Source organism: Mycobacterium sp. NGS68 (assembly GCF_059812195.1).
Map to the genome: position 1 here is coordinate 1 of NZ_JCALCE010000045.1, position 22,727 is coordinate 22,727.

General features: G+C 68.7%; 24 protein-coding genes. 16 read left to right on the top strand and 8 right to left on the bottom strand.

From position 1 onward, the window contains the following. Window positions 1–47 precede the first annotated feature (47 nt). Both AC5Y5V_RS28285 and AC5Y5V_RS28290 read right to left on the bottom strand, forming a co-directional pair. Window positions 48–1,004: an electron transfer flavoprotein subunit alpha/FixB family protein gene (locus AC5Y5V_RS28285; protein ID WP_499941835.1), complete on the bottom strand. Its 957-nt coding sequence runs from the start codon at window positions 1,002–1,004 to the stop codon at window positions 48–50. A gap of 33 nt (window positions 1,005–1,037) precedes the next feature. Beyond that, window positions 1,038–1,838 carry an electron transfer flavoprotein subunit beta/FixA family protein gene (locus tag AC5Y5V_RS28290; RefSeq protein WP_499941837.1) on the bottom strand — a complete coding sequence of 267 codons (801 nt, stop codon included), beginning with the start codon at window positions 1,836–1,838 and terminating at the stop codon, window positions 1,038–1,040. Between the two features lie 207 nt (window positions 1,839–2,045). Here AC5Y5V_RS28290 and AC5Y5V_RS28295 point away from each other — a divergent pair, with 207 nt between their 5' ends. The 3 genes from AC5Y5V_RS28295 to AC5Y5V_RS28305 all read left to right on the top strand — a co-directional run bounded on the left by AC5Y5V_RS28295 (window position 2,046) and on the right by AC5Y5V_RS28305 (window position 5,762). Further along, window positions 2,046–2,855: a class I SAM-dependent methyltransferase gene (locus AC5Y5V_RS28295; protein WP_499941839.1), complete on the top strand. Its 810-nt coding sequence runs from the start codon at window positions 2,046–2,048 to the stop codon at window positions 2,853–2,855. Next, window positions 2,852–4,432: a 1,4-alpha-glucan branching protein domain-containing protein gene (locus AC5Y5V_RS28300; protein ID WP_499941841.1), complete on the top strand. Its 1,581-nt coding sequence runs from the start codon at window positions 2,852–2,854 to the stop codon at window positions 4,430–4,432. Before AC5Y5V_RS28295 ends, AC5Y5V_RS28300 begins: the two co-directional genes overlap by 4 nt. 106 nt (window positions 4,433–4,538) lie before the next feature. After that, on the top strand, window positions 4,539–5,762 hold the full coding sequence (locus tag AC5Y5V_RS28305; protein ID WP_499941843.1) for a glycosyltransferase family 4 protein: 1,224 nt from the start codon (window positions 4,539–4,541) through the stop codon (window positions 5,760–5,762). Window positions 5,763–6,059: 297 nt separating this feature from the next. Here AC5Y5V_RS28305 and AC5Y5V_RS28310 read toward each other — a convergent pair whose 3' ends face one another. Next, entirely contained in the window at window positions 6,060–7,007 is a 948-nt protein-coding gene (locus AC5Y5V_RS28310; protein WP_499941845.1) for an SDR family NAD(P)-dependent oxidoreductase, read from the bottom strand. A gap of 63 nt (window positions 7,008–7,070) precedes the next feature. Here AC5Y5V_RS28310 and AC5Y5V_RS28315 point away from each other — a divergent pair, with 63 nt between their 5' ends. After that, window positions 7,071–8,414 (top strand): TIGR01777 family oxidoreductase, encoded by a 1,344-nt coding sequence (locus AC5Y5V_RS28315; protein ID WP_499941847.1) that lies wholly within the window; start codon window positions 7,071–7,073, stop codon window positions 8,412–8,414. On the opposite strand, the gene AC5Y5V_RS28320 is transcribed toward AC5Y5V_RS28315, so the two are convergent. Beyond that, window positions 8,369–9,100 (bottom strand): phosphodiesterase, encoded by a 732-nt coding sequence (locus AC5Y5V_RS28320; protein WP_499941849.1) that lies wholly within the window; start codon window positions 9,098–9,100, stop codon window positions 8,369–8,371. The genes AC5Y5V_RS28315 and AC5Y5V_RS28320 overlap by 46 nt on opposite strands. Window positions 9,101–9,213: 113 nt before the next feature. Between AC5Y5V_RS28320 and AC5Y5V_RS28325 the strand changes: the two genes are divergently transcribed. The 11 genes from AC5Y5V_RS28325 (at window position 9,214) to AC5Y5V_RS28375 (ending at window position 18,432) form a co-directional block, all read left to right on the top strand. Continuing rightward, complete coding sequence (locus tag AC5Y5V_RS28325) at window positions 9,214–9,429, top strand: hypervirulence associated TUDOR domain-containing protein (RefSeq protein ID WP_499941852.1); 216 nt, start codon at window positions 9,214–9,216, stop codon at window positions 9,427–9,429. 87 nt (window positions 9,430–9,516) lie between these two features. Further along, entirely contained in the window at window positions 9,517–10,056 is a 540-nt protein-coding gene (locus tag AC5Y5V_RS28330; RefSeq protein ID WP_499941855.1) for a MarR family winged helix-turn-helix transcriptional regulator, read from the top strand. Between the two features lie 550 nt (window positions 10,057–10,606). Further along, window positions 10,607–11,722 carry a polyprenyl synthetase family protein gene (locus AC5Y5V_RS28335; protein WP_499941857.1) on the top strand — a complete coding sequence of 372 codons (1,116 nt, stop codon included), beginning with the start codon at window positions 10,607–10,609 and terminating at the stop codon, window positions 11,720–11,722. A gap of 2 nt (window positions 11,723–11,724) precedes the next feature. Beyond that, window positions 11,725–13,242 (top strand): phytoene desaturase family protein, encoded by a 1,518-nt coding sequence (gene crtI, locus AC5Y5V_RS28340; protein ID WP_499941860.1) that lies wholly within the window; start codon window positions 11,725–11,727, stop codon window positions 13,240–13,242. Next, window positions 13,239–14,168, top strand: coding sequence for a phytoene/squalene synthase family protein (locus tag AC5Y5V_RS28345; protein ID WP_499941862.1), 930 nt, complete (start codon window positions 13,239–13,241; stop codon window positions 14,166–14,168). The genes crtI and AC5Y5V_RS28345 overlap by 4 nt, the downstream gene beginning before the upstream one ends. Then, on the top strand, window positions 14,165–14,488 hold the full coding sequence (locus AC5Y5V_RS28350; protein WP_499941864.1) for a lycopene cyclase domain-containing protein: 324 nt from the start codon (window positions 14,165–14,167) through the stop codon (window positions 14,486–14,488). The genes AC5Y5V_RS28345 and AC5Y5V_RS28350 overlap by 4 nt, the downstream gene beginning before the upstream one ends. Next, window positions 14,485–14,796 carry a lycopene cyclase domain-containing protein gene (locus tag AC5Y5V_RS28355; protein WP_499941866.1) on the top strand — a complete coding sequence of 104 codons (312 nt, stop codon included), beginning with the start codon at window positions 14,485–14,487 and terminating at the stop codon, window positions 14,794–14,796. The genes AC5Y5V_RS28350 and AC5Y5V_RS28355 overlap by 4 nt, the downstream gene beginning before the upstream one ends. After that, on the top strand, window positions 14,783–15,505 hold the full coding sequence (locus AC5Y5V_RS28360) for a class I SAM-dependent methyltransferase (protein ID WP_499941868.1): 723 nt from the start codon (window positions 14,783–14,785) through the stop codon (window positions 15,503–15,505). The genes AC5Y5V_RS28355 and AC5Y5V_RS28360 overlap by 14 nt, the downstream gene beginning before the upstream one ends. Further along, the gene (locus tag AC5Y5V_RS28365) at window positions 15,502–17,022 is read left to right on the top strand and encodes an FAD-dependent oxidoreductase (protein ID WP_499941870.1); all 1,521 of its coding nucleotides are present in this window, start codon (window positions 15,502–15,504) and stop codon (window positions 17,020–17,022) included. Before AC5Y5V_RS28360 ends, AC5Y5V_RS28365 begins: the two co-directional genes overlap by 4 nt. After that, window positions 17,019–18,044 carry a Rieske (2Fe-2S) protein gene (locus tag AC5Y5V_RS28370; RefSeq protein ID WP_499941872.1) on the top strand — a complete coding sequence of 342 codons (1,026 nt, stop codon included), beginning with the start codon at window positions 17,019–17,021 and terminating at the stop codon, window positions 18,042–18,044. Before AC5Y5V_RS28365 ends, AC5Y5V_RS28370 begins: the two co-directional genes overlap by 4 nt. A 7-nt stretch (window positions 18,045–18,051) precedes the next feature. Next, window positions 18,052–18,432 (top strand): DUF2784 domain-containing protein, encoded by a 381-nt coding sequence (locus AC5Y5V_RS28375; protein ID WP_499941875.1) that lies wholly within the window; start codon window positions 18,052–18,054, stop codon window positions 18,430–18,432. Between the two features lie 170 nt (window positions 18,433–18,602). On the opposite strand, the gene AC5Y5V_RS28380 is transcribed toward AC5Y5V_RS28375, so the two are convergent. The 4 genes from AC5Y5V_RS28380 to AC5Y5V_RS28395 all read right to left on the bottom strand — a co-directional run bounded on the left by AC5Y5V_RS28380 (window position 18,603) and on the right by AC5Y5V_RS28395 (window position 22,182). Beyond that, complete coding sequence (locus AC5Y5V_RS28380) at window positions 18,603–19,877, bottom strand: glycosyltransferase (RefSeq protein ID WP_499941877.1); 1,275 nt, start codon at window positions 19,875–19,877, stop codon at window positions 18,603–18,605. 5 nt (window positions 19,878–19,882) lie between these two features. Then, on the bottom strand, window positions 19,883–20,929 hold the full coding sequence (fni, locus tag AC5Y5V_RS28385) for a type 2 isopentenyl-diphosphate Delta-isomerase (protein WP_499941880.1): 1,047 nt from the start codon (window positions 20,927–20,929) through the stop codon (window positions 19,883–19,885). Between the two features lie 250 nt (window positions 20,930–21,179). Then, window positions 21,180–21,431, bottom strand: coding sequence for a hypothetical protein (locus AC5Y5V_RS28390; protein WP_499941883.1), 252 nt, complete (start codon window positions 21,429–21,431; stop codon window positions 21,180–21,182). Between the two features lies 1 nt (window position 21,432). After that, window positions 21,433–22,182 carry an Rv1815 family serine proteinase gene (locus AC5Y5V_RS28395; protein WP_499941886.1) on the bottom strand — a complete coding sequence of 250 codons (750 nt, stop codon included), beginning with the start codon at window positions 22,180–22,182 and terminating at the stop codon, window positions 21,433–21,435. Window positions 22,183–22,340: 158 nt separating this feature from the next. Between AC5Y5V_RS28395 and AC5Y5V_RS28400 the strand changes: the two genes are divergently transcribed. Then, window positions 22,341–22,727: a hypothetical protein gene (locus AC5Y5V_RS28400; RefSeq protein WP_499941890.1), complete on the top strand. Its 387-nt coding sequence runs from the start codon at window positions 22,341–22,343 to the stop codon at window positions 22,725–22,727.

A 22,727-nucleotide genomic window follows, 5' to 3' on the forward strand; every position in this document is an offset into this window, starting at 1 on the left:
ATTTCCACCGGAAATGGGGGCTTTTACGTCTGCTCGCGCAGGAAAACTCAGCCCTTGCGGGCCTTGATGGCGTCGGTCAGCTGCGGCGCCACCTTGAACAGGTCGCCGACCACGCCGTAGTCGGCGATCTCGAAGATCGGCGCTTCCTCGTCCTTGTTCACCGCGACGATCGTCTTGGACGTCTGCATGCCGGCGCGGTGCTGGATCGCCCCGGAGATGCCCAGCGCGATGTAGAGCTGCGGCGACACGGTCTTACCGGTCTGGCCCACCTGGAACTGGCCCGGGTAGTAGCCGGAGTCCACCGCGGCCCGCGACGCGCCGACGGCGGCACCCAGCGAGTCGGCCAGCGCCTCGACCACGGAGAAGTTCTCCGCGCTGCCCACGCCACGACCGCCGGACACCACGACGGTGGCCTCGGTCAGTTCCGGGCGGTCACCCGCGACCGCGGGCTCCCGCGAGGTGACCTTGGTGGCATTCTCGGCGGGCTCGGGAACGTCGACGCTGACCTGCTCGCCCGCGCCGTCGGCCGGCTCGGCCTCGACGGCACCGGCGCGCACGGTGATCACCGGGGTGTCGCCGTTGGCCTGCGCATCGACGGTGAACGCGCCACCGAAGATGGAGTGGACGCCCACGGCGCCCTCTTTGACCTCGACGACGTCGACCAGCAGGCCGGACCCGATCCGGGCGGCGAGCCGGCCCGCGATCTCCTTGCCGTCGGCGGTGGCCGCCAGCAGCACCGCGGCCGGGGCCGACGATTCGGCCAGCCCGGCCAGCACGTCGACCACCGGGGTGAGCAGGTAGTTGTCGACGACGTCTGACTCGGCGACGTAGATCTTGGCGGCACCGGCCGCCTTCAGCCCGTCGATCAGCGGCTCGGCGGTGCCCGGGCCGCCGAGCACGACGGCCGCCGGCTCGCCCAGCGTGCGGGCGGCGGTGATCAATTCGGAGGTGACCTTCTTCAGGGCGCCGTCGGCGTGCTCGACGAGCACAAGTACTTCAGCCATGAGTGATTCGCTCTTCTCGTCCGTGGGTGGGTACTAGATGATCTTCTGAGCGACCAAGTACTGCGCGACCTGATTGCCGCCTTCGCCCTCGTCGGTGACCTTCTCACCGGCGGTCTTGGGCGGCTTCGGCGTCGACGACAGCACCGTCGACCCGGCGTTGGCCAGCCCGACCTCGTCGGCTTCGACTCCGATCTCGGCCAGGGTCAGCACCGTGACCTCCTTCTTCTTGGCGGCCATGATGCCTTTGAAGGACGGGAAGCGCGGCTCGTTGATCTTCTCGTTGACGCTCACCACCGCGGGCAGCGAGGCCTCGAGCGCGAAGACGCCGTCGTCGGTCTCCCGCTCGCCGGTGACCTTGCCGTTCTCGACGGTCAGCTTGCGCAAGTGGGTGAGCTGCGGCAGGCCCAGGTACTCGGCGATGATGGCCGGCACGGCGCCGCCGGTTCCGTCGGTGGCCTCATTGCCGGCGATCACCAGCTCGGTGCCCTCGATGGTGCCCAGCGCGCGGGCCAGCGCCCATCCGGTCTGGATGACGTCCGAGCCGTGCAGGCCGTCGTCCTTGAGGTGGACGGCCTTGTCGGCGCCCATCGACAGCGCCTTGCGGATCGCCTCGGTGGCACGCTCGGGGCCCGCGGTCAGCACGGTGACCGAACCCTCGACACCGTCGGCGGCCTCCCGCTCGCGGATCTGCAACGCCTCTTCCACCGCGCGCTCGTTGATTTCGTCCAGCACGGCGTCGGCGGCCTCGCGGTCCAGCGTGTAATCGCCGTCGGTCAGCTTGCGCTCCGACCAGGTGTCTGGGACCTGCTTGATCAGGACCACGATGTTCGTCATGGTTGTGGTTCGTCCTCCTCGAAAGACGTCCCGCAGCGGGAGGCTGCGGGACCCGGGTCAGGCATTCAGCAACCGCACGGCCGTGTTACTAACGGGTAACTTCGCGCGGACTGCATTCACACCATAGCTGGTAGGGGTACACGTTCCTGCGCCCGGATCCGGTGCCAGGTTCGCGAATCGCGCGGTACGGGCTAGCCTGCCTATCTAATGAACGCATTCGTTCCCGACGTTCCCGACCAGTTCGCCGACGGCACCGTGCCGCCGGCCGATTCGGTGCTGACGCTGACGGGCGAGCGCACCATCCCCGACCTGGACATCGAGAACTACTGGTTTCGCCGCCACGAGGTGGTCTACCAGCGGCTGGCGCTCCGCTGCGCCGGTCGTGAGGTGCTGGAGGCAGGCTGCGGCGAGGGCTATGGCGCCGACCTGATCGCCGACGTGGCCAGCCGCGTCGTCGCCGTCGACTACGACGAGTCCGCCGTGGCCCACGTCCGCAGCCGCTACCCCCGCGTGCAGGTGACCCAGGCCAACCTGGCCGAGCTGCCACTGCCCGATGCGTCGGTGGACGTGGTGGTGAATTTCCAGGTCATCGAGCATCTGTGGGACCAGGGGCAGTTCGTGCGGGAGTGCCGCCGGGTGCTGCGGCCGTCGGGACTGCTGATGGTGTCCACTCCGAACCGGATCACCTTCTCCCCGGGCCGCGACACCCCGATCAACCCCTTCCACACCCGGGAGCTCAACGCCGACGAGCTCACCGAGCTGCTCCTCGACTCGGGATTCTCCGACGTGCGGATGTACGGACTGTTCCACGGGCCGCGGCTGGCCGAGATGGACGCGCGCCACGGCGGCTCGATCATCGACGCGCAGATCGCCCGCGCGGTGGCCGACGCGCCCTGGTCCCCCGAGCTGATCGCCGACGTCGCGGCGGTGACCACGGCCGACTTCGACCTGGTGGATCGCGCCGACCGCAACATCGACGACAGCCTGGATCTGATCGCGATCGCGGTGCGGCCGTGAACACGTCCGAACACTCCGTGCCGGGAATGTTCACCCTGGTGCTGCACACGCACCTGCCGTGGCTGGCCCACCACGGCCGCTGGCCGGTGGGCGAGGAGTGGCTGTATCAGTCGTGGGCGGCGTCCTATCTGCCGCTGTTGCGGGTGTTGCGCACCCTGGCCGACGAGGATCGCCACCGGCTGGTCACGCTCGGCGTCACGCCCGTGGTGAACGCCCAGCTCGACGATCCGTACTGCCTCGACGGCATGCACCACTGGCTGGCCAACTGGCGGCTGCGGGCGCTCGAAGCCGCCAGCGTGCGGACCATTCCCACGTCGAAATCCGCCGGCTACGCCGCGTGCACGCCGGAGGCGTTGCGCAGCTTCGGCGCCCGCGAATGCGCCGAAGCCGATCAGGCGCTGGACGACTTCGAGACGCTGTGGCGGCACGGCGCCAGCCCGCTGCTGCGCGGCCTCGTCGACGCCGGCACCGTGGAGCTGCTCGGCGGGCCGCTGGCCCACCCGTTTCAGCCGCTGCTCGCGCCGCGGCTGCGCGAGTTCGCGCTGCGCGAGGGCCTGGCCGACGCGGGGCTGCGGCTGGACCACACCCCGACCGGGATCTGGGCGCCCGAATGCGCCTACGCCCCGGGCCTGGAAACGGAGTACGCGGCCGCCGGCGTCTCCCACTTCATGGTCGACGGCCCGTCGCTGCACGGCGACACCGCGCTGGGCCGGCCCGTCGGCGACACCGACGTCATCGCATTCGGGCGGGATCTGCAGGTCAGCTACCGGGTGTGGTCGCCGAAGTCCGGCTACCCGGGCCACGCCGCCTACCGCGACTTCCACACCTACGACCACCTCACGGGCCTCAAGCCGGCCCGGGTCACCGGCCGCAACGTGTCGTCGGAAGACAAGGCGCCGTATGACCCCGAGCGCGCCGACCGCGCGGTCGACGTCCACGTCGCCGACTTCGTCGACGTGGTGCGCAACCGGCTGCTCACGGAGTCCGAGCGCATCGGGCGGCCCGCCCACGTCGTCGCCGCGTTCGACACCGAGCTGTTCGGCCACTGGTGGTATGAGGGGCCGACGTGGCTGGCGCGGGTGCTGCGGGCCCTGCCGGCCGCCGGGGTGCGGGTGGGCACGCTGAGCGACGCGATCGGCGCCGGGTTCGTCGGGCATTCGGTCGAATTGCCGCCCAGCTCTTGGGGTTCCGGCAAGGACTGGCAGGTGTGGGCCGGCGAGAAGGTGGCCGACCTGGTGCAGCTCAACAACGAGGTGGTGGACACCGCGCTGGGCACCGTCGACAAGGCGCTGACCCAGACGGCGTCGCTGGACGGCCCGATCCCCCGCGACCACGTCGCGGACCAGATCCTGCGTGAGACGCTGCTGACCGTGTCCAGCGACTGGCCGTTCATGGTTTCCAAGGACTCCGCCGCCGACTACGCGCGCTACCGCGCCCACCTGCACGCACACGCCACGCGGGAGATCGCGGGGGCGCTGGCGTCGGGCCGGCGCGACAGCGCGCAGCGCCTGGCCGACGGCTGGAACCGCGCCGACGGGCTGTTCGGCGCCCTCGATGCCCGCAGGCTGCCGCGATGATCTGCGCTTGGATTTCGCCCAGCGAGCGCGCACGGATGTATGACGACACGCCGCGGTTGGCGGCATTCTGCGCACGCTCGCGGCGCATTTCACGAGGCCCGCGCGCGTGAAGATCCTGATGGTGTCGTGGGAGTACCCGCCGGTGGTCATCGGCGGACTGGGCCGGCACGTGCATCACCTGTCGACGGCGCTGGCCGCGGCCGGTCACGACGTCGTCGTGCTGTCGCGCCGCCCCACCGGCACCGATCCCAGCACCCACCCGTCGTCCGACGAGGTCAGCGAGGGCGTGCGGGTGATCGCGGCCGCCCAGGACCCGCACGAGTTCACGTTCGGCACCGACATGATGGCCTGGACGTTGGCGATGGGCCACTCGATGATCCGCGCCGGACTGGCAATGGATTTCACTCCCGACGTGGTGCACGCGCACGACTGGCTGGTCGCTCACCCGGCCATCGCGCTAGCCCAGTTCTACGACGTGCCAATAGTATCCACGATCCACGCGACGGAGGCCGGGCGTCATTCGGGCTGGGTGTCCGGGTCGATCAGCCGCCAGGTGCACGCGGTCGAGTCGTGGCTGGTGCGCGAATCCGACTCGCTGATCACGTGTTCGGCGTCGATGGGCGAGGAGATCACCGAGCTGTTCGGGCCCGGCCTGGCGGAGATCACCGTGATCCGCAACGGAATCGACGCGGCGCGCTGGCAGTTCGCGGCCCGCCGGCCGCGCGCCGGTCCGGCCGAGCTGCTCTACCTCGGGCGGCTGGAGTACGAGAAGGGCGTGCACGACGCGATCGCCGCCCTGCCGCGGATCAGGCGCCGACACCCGGGCACCACGCTGACGATCGCCGGCGAAGGCACCCAGCAGGACTGGCTCGTCGAGCAGGCCCGTAAACACCGGGTGCTCAAGGCGACTCGGTTCGTCGGGCATCTCGACCACGCCGAGCTGCTGGCGGTGCTGCACCGGGCCGACGCCGCCGTGCTGCCCAGCCACTACGAGCCGTTCGGGATCGTCGCCCTGGAGGCCGCCGCGGCCGGAACCCCGCTGGTGACGACCAACATCGGCGGCCTGGGCGAGGCGGTGATCAACGGCAAGACCGGCATGTCCTGCCCGCCGCGCGACGTGCCCGCGCTGGCCACGGCGGTGTGCAGCGTGCTCGACGACCCGACCGCCGCGCAGCGCCGCGCCCGCGCGGCACGACGGCGCCTCACCTCCGACTTCGACTGGCAGACAGTGGCTTCCGAGACCGCACAGGTGTACCTCGCGGCCAAGCGCGGCGAGCGGCAGCCCCAGCCGCGACTGCCGATCGTCGAGCACGCGCTGCCGGACCGCTAATCGCCGTTAACCTCGATCTTTCGTGGGGCCGGGCCCGGTCCCCTCGCTTACCCGCGAAGGCGCTCAAAGTTGCGTGAAATTGCCCGTGCGGCCTCGAATTTGGGGACTCTCGCCGCGCTGCCACATTGGTCTCACGAGTCCCCAGGCGCCACAAAAAAGTGGGGATACGGCTTTGCGCCCGCCTCGCAGCGACACCTCGATGCGCATAGGCGGGCGCACGGGCACATGCCTCCCGACCGAGGACGCAGTGTCAGCCGAGGACCAGCCGCTTCTCCCCCGCCAGTTGCCCGACACGCCCTACTCCAGCCCGACGGCCTCCGCGCAGTAGCGCCACAACCGGTCCCGCGCCTCGTCGCTGGAGCGGGTGGAGAACAGATAGTGCTCCGGGCGCCGCCGCCGGTCATGCCAGAACAGTCCGCTCGGCGGCGCGGGGTCGGTGGCGGCCAGCCAGACGGCGGTGTCGGCGCCCTCCTCGGGCGTGCGCAGCAGCGGGCCGGTCAGGGCGCGAAACGCGGGCAGCGCGTCGGACACCCCGGGCGTGTCGGCCCAACCGGGATGCATGGAGTACACGCCCACGCCGGGCCAGCGGCGCGCCAGGATCGGGGTGAACGCCACCTGCATGCGTTTGGTGCGCGCATACGCAATGGCGCCGCGGTAGCGACCGCTGCCGTATTCGGGATCGCCGACGGGCAGCGGCTGGGTGTACATCCCGCCCGAGGACATCAGGATCACCCGCGGATCCCGGGCGGCCCGCAGGACCGGCAGCAGCAACTCGGTCAACAACACCGGGCCCAGCACGTGGGTGGCCAGCGTGAGCTCGTGCCCGTCGCCGGTCTCCGCGCGGTCGGCGGGCAGCACCCCGGCGTTGTGGACCAGCACGTCCAGGCTCGGAACGCGGCCGGTCAGCTCGGCGGCGAAGGCGCGCACGCCGGCCAGGTCGGACACGTCGCACACCTCCACCCGCACGTCGCCGTCGACCTCGGCGCGCGCCCGCTCGCCGCTCTCGCGGTCACGGACGGTCAGCAGCACGGCCGCGCCCAGTTCGGCCAGCCCCGCCGCGATCGCCTTGCCGATGCCGCGGTTGGCGCCGGTGACCAGGGCGGTCCGGCCGGCGAGCGCGTCCGGTGGCGGGTCGTCCGGCCAGCCCAGCTGCCGCAGCCGATACCCGACGCTGGTGTAGCCGGGGACGATCGCGCGATCCAGGGCCGTGTCCAGTAGCGACCGCACTCCGCCGAGAACATTCATACGGCTCACTATTCCCTCTCCCGAGCGGCGGCAAGCACCGGCGTGCGTCGGTAGTGTCGTGAGATGGGGGTGACATATTCCAGCGTGGTCGACGCGCCGCGCGACGAAGTTTTCGCCTGGCACACCAGGCCGGGCGCGTTCACGCGGCTCTCGCCGCCCTGGTCACCGCTGCGGCTGGTCACCGAGGCCGACTCGCTGCGCGACGGGCGCGCCACGCTGGCGCTGCCGGGTGGGCTGCGCTGGGTGGCCCAGCATCAAGCGGATTCCTATGATCCCCCAGGCCGTTTCGCCGACACCGTCGTCAGCGACGGGCTGGCGTCCCTGCCCGCGCGGGTCGCGGTCCCCTGGCGCCACACCCACGATTTCGAGGACGCCGGCGCCGGCCGCACCCGGGTCATCGACCGCGTCGACACGCCGGTGCCCGGCCGGGCGTTGCGGCCGATGTTCGTCTACCGGCACCGCCAGTTGGCCGACGACCTCGCCGCGCACCACTTGGCGGCCGAGCGGGGGCTGACCGCAGCCACGGTCGCGGTCACCGGGTCGTCCGGGCTTGTCGGCTCGGCGCTGACCGCGTTCCTGCGCACCGGCGGACACCGCGTGATCCAGTTGGTTCGCGGCGCCGCGCACGGCGACGACGAGCGGACGTGGGATCCCGACGACCCCGACCCCGACCTGCTGTCCGGCGTCGACGCCGTGATCCACCTGGCGGGCGCCTCGATCGCCGGGCGATTCACGGACAAGCACCGAAACGCGATCCGCGACAGCCGGATTGGGCCGACGCGACGGCTGGCTGAGCTGGTGGCGCGCGGCGGCCCGGGCACGCTGATCTCCGCGTCGGCCATCGGGTACTACGGCTACGACCGCGGCGACGTGACGCTCACCGAGGACGCCGGGCGCGGCGACGGGTTTCTGGCCGACGTCGTCGCCGACTGGGAGGACGCCACGGCCCCGGCGGAGCAGGCCGGGGCGCGGGTGGTGCGGGTGCGCACCGGGATCGTGCAGTCGCCCCGCGGCGGCACGCTGAAGCTGATGCGGCCGCTGTTCAGCGCGGGCCTGGGCGGCCGGCTCGGCGACGGCCGGCAGTGGCTGTCCTGGATCGGGATCGACGACCTGGTGGACGTATATCACCGCGCGCTATGGGACACATCACTGTCCGGCGCCGTGAATGCCGTTGCCCCGCAACCGGTCCGCAACAGCGAGTACACCCACACCCTGGCTCACGTGCTGCGCCGGCCCGCGGTGTTGCCGGTGCCGGGGCTGGGGCCACAGCTCCTGCTCGGCGAGCAGGGCGCCCGCGAACTCGCCCTCGCCAGTCAGCGGGTGCTACCCGGCAGGCTCGGCGATGCCGGGCACCGGTTCCGTCAGCCCGTCCTCGATGAGGCGCTGCGCCATCTGCTCGGCCGGTGACGGCCGGCCCGGCTGCGCTGATAGGCACGCGCCCGTAAATCGGCAAGCCATGCAGGCCCCAGTTCTAACCCGGGCGCCGTGTTGACGACGGGATCGAACGCAACGTCGCCGGTCGTGGGCTCATCGACGACGCCAGTCAACCTAAGCCGGGCCAGCTTCACGAAATCAGCCGTGCCGCAGGCCTGGTCGATCTCGACGTCGATTCCGCCATCCTCGATCCGCTCCCGGACGTTGTCGAGCGACACGCCAAACCCATTGACTTCGCTGATGATTCGAGCTCGCAGCCACCAGTACCTGCCCTGGTAATGCAGCGGCATGAGCGTGCTCATGGATTGTCCCGTCCACGTGACAACCGGCCGCAACGCGAGGGCGCGGCCGAGGACACTCGAGCCCGCCGAGACGAACAGGACGTCCCACCGCGTCGCATCCGTCGGCCCGGTCGGTCCCGCCGTGAATCGGACGGCCAGGCCAATGAAGTCGGGCAGGCCCCCAGGTGTACCAGTGGCTTTCGATACCCGGGCAACGACATCGGTCGACGCGACGGGCAGGCCGCATGCCGCCGGCGCGATACGTTCGGCCACGCCTTCGGCGAGCACACCAACGGGATGGAAGATGGGCTTGCGCCGGATCGCGGATGCCCAACCGAACGGCACGGCGACCAGATCAGAGAGATCAGAAACGTTCACTCGCGCCGGGTTCCCACTCTCGGTCGCGGGAAACAGGCCGGTTCGGCCGTCGCGTGCGGGGTATCCCTGATCAGCGGATGACTTATCCGTGCCCGTTGCCGAAGGGGGAGCACATGGGCGACAAGCAGTTTCGCAAGGGCGACAAGGTGGAATGGCAGAGCCACGGCACCACGGTCCGCGGGACGGTCGAACGCGAGATCACCTCCGACACCAGCTCGGCCGGACGCACGGTGCGCGCCTCCACCGACGAGCCGCAATACAAGGTGCGCAGCGACAAGACCGGCGCCGATGCGGTGCATAAGCCCGGCGCGCTGCGGCACGCGGACTGATCGACTGCACCGAGGGCCCGGTTTGCTGACCGCAGTTGCGCTGCGCGGATAAGCTGGTCGGCGTGTCGCCAAGAAGGATGCGGATAAGTGACCAAGCGCGGCAGTGAGCCGCGTCCCGAACGAGCCGAACTCGAAAAGCTGATGTCGGCCGACCTACGGGCGCTCACCGCGGGGTCTGACCGCATCGGCCGGCACTTCGCCCGCCAGCACGACGTCAGCGGCAGCGATTTTCACGCATTGCTGCACATCATGATCGCCGACACCGCGGGAGCACCCCTGACCTTGGCTCAGTTGCGCCAACGGATGGACATGTCGGCTCCCGCCATCACCTATCTGGTGGACCGCATGATCGACTCCGGGCACATCCGGCGCGAAGCTGACCCGGCCGACCGACGCAAGTCGCTGCTTCGCTATCAGAAGTCGGGCATGGCGTTGGCTCGCGCCTATTTCAATCCGCTTGGGAACGAACTCCGCTCAGCCATCGCCGATCTGGCGGATAGTGATCTGGCCGCCGCGCACCGGGTGTTCACCGCCATGATCGCGGCCATGTCAACGTTCGAGGGCAAAGTATCCGAGGTCGCCGAGCACCCCAAACCGGGCAGAGGCCGGGGTCGTATCGCGCGTTAGACGTGCGGGCCGGGGATGTCACTCAATGACGGGGCCTTCGATAGGCGCGTCGGGAGCGTCGGGCGAACGCGATGGTGACGGCGGGCGCGGCGGGGTTGAGTCGAGGTCAGCTTCACTCGAACTGGCGCGATGCCAAACCTTGTATCCGGCAACGCCGAGAACAGTCGCCGCCACCGCGGCGAGGAGCCACAACGACAGCTGAGCCAGCCACAATCGCCTCTGCACGCGCACCACTTTGCGTTCCGCGCTCGCAATACTTCGCAGTGTGCCGCTGACGTCCACAGTGCCGTAGATACCCCGACCGCTTGCCTTCAAACGTCCTGCGGCTTCCGCAGCGCGTAGTCCGCACCGCTCGCCACGCGACATCATATTCAGTAAGTTAATGTTTAAGATATTGAATGTATCGAGCGGCGTGGCGGCCCCTGACGGTGACGGGTCACCGCGGCTGCTGTCGATGGATTCGCGCGCGTTTAGGAGACCACGTGCAGGGTATGTCGGCGGGTATTCGGTCCATGCGGGTTATGCCGCCGGGAAAGGGGTTTGGGGGCAGATGAGCGCGTTGCCACTAAGGCTCGGCCTGGACCACGCACCCGCGGTGGGGACGATTGTCGGCGACTTCGGCGAGTGGCGCTCGACGATGCAGCGGGCGGTCCTGGACGAGCTGGAGGATTTTGTCACTGCACGCCGAGTAGCCGAGCTGGACGGGGTATGCATCGAACCGGTCGGTGACATTCTGGTGGAGTTCGTCCGCGGCGGGAAATGCCTGCGTTCGACCTTCCTGTACCTGGGCTGGCGCTGCGGCGCGGCGCCCAGCGACGCGGCGGTACGCGCGGCGGCCAGTCTGGAGTTGCTGCACGCGTTCGCGCTCATGCAAGACGACGTGATGGACGACTCGCGGGAACGACGGGGCCGCCCGTCGGCGCACGTTCAATTCGCACGCTGGCATCGCGACAGCGGGTTGTCCGGGTCTGCGCGGCGGTTCGGCGAATCTTCGGCCATCCTGCTCGGCGATCTGTGCCTGATCTGGGCGGAGCAGATGCTGCGCGAAAGCGGTGTTGGGACAACGTGTCTGCAACGGGCATGGTCGCGTTATGACGCGATGCGCACGGAGCTCGCAGTGGGTCAGTTCGGCGATCTGGCGTGCGATGCCCGCCGAATGCCGCCCTTAGCTGCCGTGCTGGACGTGGCGCGGCGCAAATCGGGCAACTACACCGTGCGCCGGCCGCTGGAAATCGGCGCGGCGATGGCCGACTGCGACGAGCGCACAATCTCAGGGCTCGGCTGCTACGGCGCCGCTGTCGGGGAGGCGTTTCAGCTTCGCGACGACCTGCTCGGCGTCTTCGGCTCCCCCGCATCGACCGGCAAGCCCCGCGGTGGAGATCTGCTCGAACGCAAGGCGACCAGCGTCGTCGTGGCAGCCCACCAAATGGCCGATCGGCCCACGCGGGCCGAAATTACCGAACTGATGAACGGCGACATCGATGCGCGTGCGGTGCAACGGTGGACGGAGTTGATCGTCGCGAGCGGGGCTGTGCAGCGCATCGAAGACCACATCAGGCAGTGTGTCGTGGCAGCCCGAAAACACCTGTGCAACATCTCCATTGACGAAACGATGCGCACCGCCCTGACGAACATGGCGTTCGCGTGCACGGAACGGGTGGACTGACCATGCGGACCATCCGCGGTCGCAGTGATCACGTCGTGGTGATCGGCGCGGGACTGGCCGGCCTCGCCGCGGCGCTGCACCTCGCCGGTCGAGGACGCAAGGTAACCGTGCTCGAGCGTCAAGCGTGGCCGGGGGGACGCGCCGGCCGGCTTGATCTCGCGGGCTACCGCATCGACACCGGCCCCACGGTACTGACCATGCCGGACATCATCGACGAGGTATTCGCCGCCGTCGGGGAGACCCGATCGACTCGGCTGGACCTGCTCCCGCTCGACCCGGCCTACCATGCCGTATTCGCCGACGGCAGCGCTCTGGATGTCCATACCGACCCGGACCGAATGATCGGAGCGATCGAGGAATTCGCCGGTCCAGAGCAGGCGGCCGGGTACCGGCGACTGCGCGATTGGCTGAAGCGCCTGTACCGCACCGAGTTCGACGGTTTCATCGCCGCCAACTTCGATTCCCCGCTGTCGCTGCTTACTCCCCAATTGGCTCGACTCGCGGCGATCGGTGGCTTCCGCAAATGGGACCGGATGGTCAAGCGCTACCTCACCGACCCGCGGCTACAGCGCGTATTCACCTTCCAATCGCTGTACGCGGGTGTGGCGCCGAGCGACGCTCTGGCGGTGTACGCCGTCATCGCCTATATGGACACCATTTCGGGAGTGGTGTTTCCGCGCGGCGGGGTCCGGGCGCTGCCCGACGCCCTCGCGGCGGCGGCCGTCGACGCGGGCGTTCGTTTCCGCTACAACGCGCCCGTCACCGGACTGCAAGCCGCCGGCGGTCGCATCAGCGCCGTCTGCACCGACGATCAGCGCATCGCCTGTGACGCGGTGGTGCTCACCACCGAACTGCCACAGACATACGCCCTGCTGGGCAGGAAACCGCGGCGTGCCGTAGCGCTGCGTCCATCGCCGTCGGCGGTCGTGGCTCACGTCGGTTGTCAGGCAGGCGGACCCGAGACGGCCCATCACACGATCTTGTTCGGCGACGCATGGGACCGGACGTTCACCGACATCATCGACGACGGTCGACTGATGCGGGACCCGTCGCTGTTGGTCACCCGACCGACCGCGACCGACGCGACGCTGGCTCCGGCCGGACGCGATCTGCTCTACGTGCTGGCGCCGGCCCCAAACCTGGTCCGCGGCGCCGTCGACTGGGCCGGCATCGGTAAGCCCTACGCGGACACGCTGATTGACTGCGTGCAAGATCGCCTCATGCCTGGTCTGGGCGAGCATGCGGAGTTGCTTGACGTCGTCACACCGGCGGACTGGGCGCGTCAGGGCATGGCGGCGGGCAGCCCGTTCGCGCTCGCCCACACCTTCGGCCAGACCGGCCCCTTTCGGCCGGCCAACATGGTGCGCGGTGTCGAGAATGCGGTGCTCGCCGGATCCTCCACGGTGCCGGGCGTCGGCGTGCCCACCGCGCTGATCTCCGGACGGCTGGCCGCCGACCGCATCACCGGAGTCCACACCCGGCGAGGAACACACCTCGACCTGAAGGCCGGCGTGTCATGATCCGCAGCGAATTGGATGCGGCCGGAATCGACGATCCGCGGCTACGCGACGGATATCGCCGCTGCCGGGCCGTCAACGCCGCCCACGGCCGAACCTTCTTCTTGGCCACTCGGCTGCTCGCCCCCGACCAACGCCCCCCGGTGCACGCGCTCTACGGATTCGCACGCTACGCCGACGACATCCTCGACGACTTCGACCCGAACGTGGACAACGAGATTCGGGCGGCACGGTTGCAACAGCTCTCCGATGAATTCTTCGAAGGCGGTGAACACAGCGCGAATCCCGTGCTGGTAGCGGTTACCCACACCGCCCGCCGATACCAGATCGGTGCCGATCTGTTCGACGATTTCCTGGCGTCGATGCGAATGGACCTCACGATCACCGACTATCCGGACCGCGGGGCCCTCAACCTCTACATGCGTGGCTCCGCGGAAGCAATTGGCCTCCAACTGCTTCCGATACTGGGCACGGTGGCCACCACCGAGGAAGCCGCGCCTTACGCGGCGGCGCTCGGCAGAGCCTTTCAGCTCACCAACTTTCTGCGCGACGTCGACGAGGATCTGCTGCGCCACCGGGTGTATCTGCCCGCCGACGAATTGGCCGTCCACGGCGTAGATCGGGACCTGCTGGAGTGGTGTCAGATGCACCGACGCACCGATCCCCGGGTCCGGCAAGCCCTTGCGGCTCAGCATGAAATCGCGCGGGATACTTACCGGTTCGCGGCGTCCGGTATCGACATGCTGGCGCCGCGCTCGCGGCCCTGCGTCGCCACTGCGGCGGCACTGTATGCCGAAATACTCGACTGCATTGAGGCGAGCGACTTCGCGGTCTTCAGTCACCGGGCGACCGTCGGCAAAGCCCGACGGCTGCAGGTGGCGGGCGTCGGACTGGTGCGGGCATGGCGAGCACGGAACGCGGCCGCATGAGCGATCGGTGGCAATACCTGTCGGTGCTGGCCGCATGCCTCGCGATCACCGCGCCACTCGAGTTCTTCGGCGCCGGCGTCTACCGCCGATGGCGTCGGGCGGCTGCGGCGATCCTGCCAATCGCCCTGCTGTTCTTGGTCTGGGACGAGATTGCCGTCGCCGCACGTGTGTGGACCTATAACGGCGCCTACATCACGGGGCTGAGCATCCCGTTCGACATCCCGATCGAAGAGGCCCTGTTCTTCCTCGTCATTCCGATCTGCGCGCTGCTCACCTACAACGCGGTGAGCACCATCCTCGACAGGTTCAAGCACCGATGAACGGGCTGGGCTACACGGCACCGGCCGCGGCGGCCGTCGTGATCGTGTGCGCCCTCGAGCTGACGGTGCTGCGCACCGGGCTGTTTCGGCGCCCGGCCTACTGGCTGTCGATGCTGATCGTGCTCGGCTTCCAGATCCCGGTCGACGGCTGGCTGACGAAGCTGAGCGCGCCGGTTGTCAGCTACGACGAACGTCAGATCACCGGTCTACGGTTTCCGTTCGACATACCGATCGAGGATTTCCTGTTCGGCTTCGCCCTGGCCACTTCCGTGCTGCTGCTGTGGGAACGGCATCATGCGCGTCGATGAGGCACGCCCGCCTCGGGGCGATCTGTCGGCCGCCTTCGACGCCGGCGCCAGCGCGTACGACCGGTTGGTGGGTGCCAGTCCGGGTTATCACGAAGACCTGCAGCTCTCGGCACGCCGGATGCGAATACCGTCGCGCGGCAAGGGTTTGCGGCTGCTCGACGCCGGCTGCGGGACCGGCGCGTCGACCGCCGCGCTGCTCGCCTGCGCCCCGGAAGCCGAAATCATCGCGGTGGACGCCTCACCGCGGATGCTTGGCGAGGCCGTCGCCAAGCAATGGCCCGCATCTGTGCGGTTCGTCAATACCGCCGTGGAACAGCTGGACCAACACGGCATCACCGGCCCATTCGACGGCATCTTGGCGGCCTACCTGGTGCGCAACCTGGCCGACCGGGACACGCAATTGCGGCGCTTCCGCACCCTGCTGCGCCAAGGCGGCACGCTGGCCGTACACGAGTACTCCGTCCGCGATTCCCCTGCCGCAACGCGACTCTGGCACGCCGTCTGCTGGGGCATCATCATCCCGGCCGGCTGGCGGCACACCCGCGACACCGCCCTGTACCGGTACCTGTGGCGCAGCGTCCTGGCGTTCGACGGCGCGGCACAGTTCCGGGGCCGCCTTGCCGACGCCGGGTTCACCGCGGTGCACAGCGAAACGATGCCCGGCTGGCGGCGCAACCTGGTGCACACATTCCTTGCGGACGCGCCATGACCGATCGTCGTCGCCAAACCTACCCGGCCTCAGCGGGATTGCCGGACGCCCGTGCGCTGTCCGGTCGCCCGCGGGTGATCGTGGTCGGTGGCGGTATCGCCGGGCTGACAGCGGCGACCGGCCTGGCCGAACGCGGTGTCGCGGTGGAGGTTATCGAACGCGAAGAGTACCTCGGCGGCCGCGTCGGCGGCTGGACGGAGCAGCACGACGGTCAACAGCTGTCGATGAATCGCGGCTTTCACGCATTCTTCCGCCAGTACTACAACCTGCGGGCGCTGCTGGGGCGGATCGATCCGCAGTTGCGCATGCTCACCCCGGTCGAAGACTATCCGTTGATCGACGGTGCCGGCCGGCGTGACAGCTTCCGCGGGCTACCCCGCACTCCACCGTGGAACGCGCTTGCGTTCGCGGCGCGCAGCCCGACTTTTCGGCTTCGCGACTTCCCGCATCTCGACGCCGGCGCGGCCGCCCCCCTGGCCGCGGTGTCGGTCCCGGAAATCTATGAACGGCTCGATCACCTCGACGCGGAAACGTTTCTGAAGAGCATCCGCTTTCCCGAGGCCGCGCGGCATCTCGCGTTCGAGGTGTTCTCCCGCAGCTTCTTCGCCGATCCGGCGCAGCTGTCGGCCGCGGAGTTGGCGACCATGTTCCACATCTACTTCCTGGGCTCCAGCGAGGGCCTCATCTTCGATGTCCCCACCGCGAACTACGACACCGCCCTGTGGGAACCGCTGCGGCGCTACCTCGAAACCCGGGACGTACGGCTTGCACTCGGCGTCAGCGCAGTCCGCATCGAGCAGGGTTCGGACGGATTCCGCGTCCACGTCGATTCGGCGGAAACCCTTGCGGCAGAAGCGGTAATACTTGCCACCGACATCGCCGGACTGCAGCGGATCGTCGCGGCATCGCCCGGCTTGGGTGACGACGACTGGCGCGACCGGATCGCGAAGATGCGCACCGCGCCACCGTTTGCGGTTCATCGTCTGTGGCTCGACCGCGCCGTCGCGAGTCACCGCCCCGCGTTCCTGGGCACCGCCGGCCACCCGCCGCTCGACAACATCAGCGTCCCGCAGCGCTACGAGCGCGAAGCCGCTCAGTGGGCTCAGACGCACCGCGGTTCGGTCGTCGAATTGCATTCCTACGCCCTCGAAACCGCTCCGTCGCGCACGGCGGCGACTTGCCGGCTCCACCAGCTCTACCCCGAGACAGCTGCGGCGCGGCCCGTGCACCACCGGCTGCTGCAACGCGCCGACTGCCCACTGTTCGCACCGGGAACATATGTGCAGCGGCCCGGCGTGGTTACGCCCCACCCCGCGCTGTTGCTGGCGGGCGACGCCATCCGAATCGACCTACCCGTGGCGCTCATGGAACGTGCGGCAACCACCGGCTGGACCGCCGCCAACCACTTGCTGCGACGCTGGGGCCTCGCCGGTCACACATTGCACACGGTTCCCAACCGCGGACGATCGACGCTGCTGAGATGGCTCGCCACGCGCGAAAGGTTCGGTCCATCATGACTATTCGCGAGCAACTTCGGCAACGCTGGCCCAAGGACTGGCCGTTGCAGGTCGTGCCGCGCACGTCCTGGGCGGGGCAGGCCCCGACCTATCGCGACGCGCAACCGTCAGTCATCAACGCCGCGCTACAGCGCTGTCAGCAGCGGACCACCGGCAACTGGTACGCGTTCGCGGCAAGCCGTTCGGTCAAGGCGGGCAAACCGTTCGGCGCCACAGTCGCCGGAGAAGAGATCATCGCCTGGCGCGATCGGGAGGGCCTACTGCGCGTCGGGCCGCGCAGTTGTCCGCACCTGGGCGCTGACCTCGCCACCGGTACCGTGCACGCCGGCACATTGATCTGTCGCTGGCACGGACTCGCCTTGGACGGTAAGACATGCGAATTGGGGTGGAAGCCGTTCCCTGGCCACGACGACGGCGTCCTGGCGTGGGTGCGCCTGGACCGCGTGGGCGGCGAAGAGCCGTTGACGCGACCGGTGATCCCGGCCAGACCAATCGGTAACACCGTCGCCGCGGTCACCCGCGTCGTCGGCGTATGCGAGCCGGCCGACATCATCGCTAACCGGCTCGATCCATGGCACGGCGCGTGGTTTCACCCCTATTCGTTCACCCGGCTCACAGTGCTTGCGACGCCTACCGAAGACGCCGATCGGTTCGTGGTCGCGGTAACTTTCCGCATCGGCCGCTTAGGCGTACCGGTCATCGCGGAATTCCACTGTCCGGAAGCGCGCACCATCGTGATGCGCATCGTGGAGGGCGAGGGAGCCGGCAGCGTCGTCGAAACCCACGCCACCCCGATCGGTTTGGGGTCCGATAGCCGCGCGCGTACCAGTGTGCTCGAAGCGACGATCGCATACTCCGACCGTCCTGGCTTCGAGCGGGCACGGCAGGTGGCGCCCATCATTTCACCGCTGATGCGCTATGCGGCCGCCAGGCTCTGGCGCGACGACCTCGCCTACGCCGAGCGCCGATATCATCTGCGCCGCGGGCGATCCACTCCCACAACCGGGTTCGACCGAGCGTGAGCGCGGCATGTATTTCGCCGCCCTAGTCGTGACCGTTGGCACTCACCTCGCTTACCTCATCTACGTGCCCAGCGGGGGCTTCCTCGCACTGCGCTGGCCGCGGACCATAGTGCTTCACATCCCGGCCGTCGTATGGGGCGTCGCCGTGGTCAGCCTGGACCTGCCATGCCCGTTGACGTCGCTGGAAAGGTCGCTGCGTGCCCGCGCGAACATGGCTCCGTTGCCGACGGCTGGCTTTGTGGACCGCTACCTCACCGGCGTCCTCGTTCCGCGTGGGCGAACCGGCGCGGCGCAAACCGCGGCCTTCGCCGCGGCCGCCATCTCCTGGGGGCTGTTGGGCGCGCGGGCCTACGTCGCGAGTGCGCGCCGTGGCGATCGCGAGACTTGAACCGGTGCGCCCGGCGGGTCGTCGCCGCCGTTTTAAGTGTCGCGGGTCGCGCTGCTAGGACCGATTAGGGCGAGACCCGCTGCGCCCAGGACCGCCGAGAGCGAGCGGCCCCAAAATTGCGAAAAAGGCCCAAATTGCCTGCAATTTGCGGCCGCTCACGGCTCACACCGTCAATTTGAGGCCCGTCGCGGCCGAGCGGACAGGGCACCGGCAACGTCGGCCGAGAGCAGGCGCTGCTCGATGAGGTCGACGCCACGGGCCACGCCGCCCGTCGCGGCGAAACCCGCAGCGACCTTCCGCGCACCGTCGGCCATCGTCAGCGCCCGCTGAACCGCGACGCGGAGCCGATCAGCGGTGAGCCTCTTCGCGGGCAACCGGGTGCCGCAACCGGCGACCTCGACGCGACGTGCGACCTCAGCCTGATCGCGGGCGAAAGGCACCACGCACACCGGGATGCCACGATCGAGAGCCTTCACTGTGGTGCCCATCCCCCCGTGGCCGATGACGCAGGTCGCGCGGTCGAGCACCACACCATGAGGGACGAACCGGCGCACCGTGGCGTTGGGCGGCGGGCGCAGCCCGCGCGGTACACCGGCCGGGAATGTGGCCACGACATGGACCGGCTCGTCCGCCAAGGCGCGCAACGCGACATGGCCCAGCTCGCCATCGGCTTGCGCGATCGAAGACGTGTTGACCAGCAGGATGGGTCGATCGATGGCGGCCAGCCAGTCGGGGACTGCCGCCGTAGTCGGCTCAAATGCGCACGCACCGATGAACTGCACCGCGTCGCCCCAGTCCGGATGCGGGTATTCGAACGGCTCACCGCCGACCGCCAGCAGCAGCGGTGCCCGGCGCATCAGCCCGTCCACGGAGCCAACGAGCGGGACGTCGAGTTCCGCGCGAATACCGTTGATTCGTGGCACTATTCGGCGGTCGAAAAGATGGCTCACCACGGGCCGCATGGACGCATCGCGGACACCGCCGACAACTCCGGCACGTGGGCGTAGCCCTGGCCCAAACGGCGGCGCCGCCCGCGACCTCAGGTACGGCGTAAAGGGAGAAAACACCAGCCATGCGACATCGCTGGCATCGGCGACGGATATGGCTCCCCAACAGTTGGCGTCGACGATGACCACGTCGGGCCGCAGCCGTGTGATGGCGCGCCGCAGATCGTCGACCTCGATAGCCGCGCGGCGGCACAGCACGTCGATCGACATCTTCAAGACATCTAATGCATTGCGCGCCAGCCAATCCTGTCCGACGATAGCCTCGATCCGCGGGTCGACGGCCTCGGCGTGCACGCCGATCCCGCGCATGGTGGCGACCTCGCTGGCCATAGTGCGCAAGTGAACCTGGTGACCCCGGCCGACCAGCTCGCGCAGCAACGCACCAAGCGGATAGACATGGCCCAGCGCCGGCGACCCGTAAGCCAGAATGACTGCCATGTGCCTCAGCGCGTCGGTGTCGCGCCCAAGTCGTGCAGTGCCCGCAGATCCGGTGCGCCGCTGCCGTGCAGGCAGATGCGCAGCTCGTCGATGAATCGCTGCAGCCACGTGGTCACCGCGGCGGCCGACTCGATCGCGGCGGACAGCAGCGGTTGCGCGACCGCCACCACGTCGGCACCCAGAGCGATCGCTTTGGCGGCGTCCATGCCCGTTCGAATTCCGCCGGAGGCCACCAACGGTATGTGCGGCAGCGCCCGACGCACCTCCAAGACCGCTTGCGCGGTGGGTATTCCCCAGTCGGCCAAGGCCGGATAGCGCACTTCTCCGTACCGGACCAACTGCTCGACTCTCGACCACGAGGTGCCACCGGCGCCCGCGACATCGATGGCCGCCACCGGCGATTCACCCGATACCCGCAACAGTTCACCAACCGCGGCAGCGCCGATGCCGTGGCCTACCTCCTTCAGCAGTATCGGATATTCCAGGACGCTCGCCACGTCGTGCAGCCGGTCCAACGAACCGCCGAAGTCCGTATCACCGCCGCGCTGCATTGCCTCCTGCAATGGATTGGTATGCACTGCAAGGGCGTTCGCGCCAATCCGGTCCAGCGCTTGGACTATGTCCGGCGCCGTGTCCTTGGTCAGCTGGGCTAGTCCGATATTGCCGAACAACAACACGTCGGGCGCCACGTCACGCACGGTGAAGCTGGCGGCGGCCCGCTCCCCCAGTTGGCTGTCAAGCATCACCCGTTGCGAGCCGAGCATCATCCCGATGCCGAGGCGCTGCGCGGCGGTGGCCAGGTTGCGGTTGATCACGCCCGACAGCACCGCGCCGCCGGTCATGGCGCCGACGAGAATCGGCGCCCGCAACCTTGCACCGAGAAACTCGACGGACAGGTCGATATCGTCGAGGCTGGTCTGGGTCAGGGCGTTGTAGGACAGCCGGTAGCCTTCCAGGCCGGTCGTCAGGTCCTGGTAACTCACGTCGTCTGCGCGGCAGACGTCGATGTGGCGGCGTTTGCGCGTGGTCATCCCGCCCGGGTCAGCCGTCATGAAGCATCAGCGCCTGACCCGAGCAGTTGTCCCGTCGGTCGGCACAATCCGTGCCGGCATGGCCTCTCCCTCCGCGCCGTGGCAGCCATAGCGGTACCCGCCACGCGTCCAGTCAAGCGACATCGCCCGATGAAATGGGTGCAGTTGATGCTTGCGCCGCAGTGCCCCAGCATACCTATAGTTCAGATACCGAACATTTCAGTTGATGAACTAATAGGTTGGGAGCAGGGTAATGCTCGACCCGGTCGATCTAGCTGGCTTTGGGATGGTGCACAGCCGGCTCGGAGTGGCGCTCCGGGCGCGGCAGCAGCAGTCCGTAGCCGTTGGCCCGCAGGCTCAGCCTCAGCTGCACTCCGGCGGTGTTGTGCTGCAGCCACTCGGTGATTGCCGTCCGGTGCTGGGTGGCGCAGCTATTCGCAACACCCAACTGCCGCAACAATTCCGCGGCCGACGTGGGCTGGACCGACTTGCCCAAGGTTCGCACGCTTGTCGAATTGCGCATGTTATCCCCTCCGGATGGCAATCGGTGACGAATTGGGATACGTGTGCAGGCCGGCGATGCGGATCGGCGGCGATGTCGGCCCCTGACCGGGCGCACGGCCGTCGAGGAAGAGCTGCTGCATGACGCCCTGCCAGGACTCCGCCGTCGGAGCCGGACCCGTCGCTCCCTCGAACAACCCGACGATCACGGCGCGGTTGTCACCGGTCAGGGCGTACACCGGTCCGCCGACGTCCCGCGGCTCCGCGGCCACGCCGGTGATCACGAATCGGCCGTTATCCGCCGAGTCGACACGGCCGCAGGTCTGCCCGCTCGCTATCCCGAAGTGGCACACCGACGCTCCCGTCTGGGCCAGCACTCCGGGCGCAGATTGCAGCTGGCGGCCGGTGGGCAGCAGGTCCGAGGCCGTCACACCCTCGTCCAGCCGGATGACCTCGTACTGCAACTCCGGCGCGGCGGCGCCCCCAGCCGCCGGGGCCGCGGTGTTGTGCCGGGCGGAAACCACTGCTCCGAGCACGTTGCCGTACTTGTCGGTCGCGATCGATCCGCCGTCACACTGCCCGGTGGCCACCGCGATCCGCAGCGTGGTTTCGACCATTCCGAGCGTGCACACCGCGTTGCCCTGGTGGATCTCCATGCCGGGGTAGGCGGTGATGCCGGGATCTGCGGACGCCGGCGGCGCGAAACCCGCCAACGCGGCCGAGGCGACCGCCAGCAGGCTCGCTGCCGTGAAGGCTGCCTTCAAGCCTGCCATCGCGCCGCACCGTCCTCGCATCCGTGAAGAATGAGCTCCAAACCTTTTCCGGGCACACATAACATCGCGTTGAGGCAAAAATACCCACTACACACGTGCTCAAAACAAGACAAAAAACGAATATCGAGCTAAAACGCAGAAAATGGAGGCCCACGACGATGCCAAGGCAGGACCAGCATTTTCCATATCGCTACGATCCCCGGGTCGCGCCCCTGTGGCTGCCGTTCCGGTGGGGCCGCCAAGGCGTGACGCTGACCGCCGACGGCCGCTTCGTCGCCCGCTACGGGCCCTTCAAGGTCGACGTCCCGCTGTCGTCGGTGCAGGACGCGCACGTCGCCGGCCCCTACCGGTGGTGGACGGCCGTAGGCCCGCGGTTGTCATTCGTCGACGACGGACTTACGTTTGGCACCAACGCAACTGCCGGGGCCTGTGTCCACTTCGAGCCACGCATTCCCCGGGTGCTCGGCTTTAAGGACCACTCCGCGTTGACCGTCACGGTCGACGATCCCCAAGGGCTGGTCGACGCGCTCAGAAAGGACAGCTAG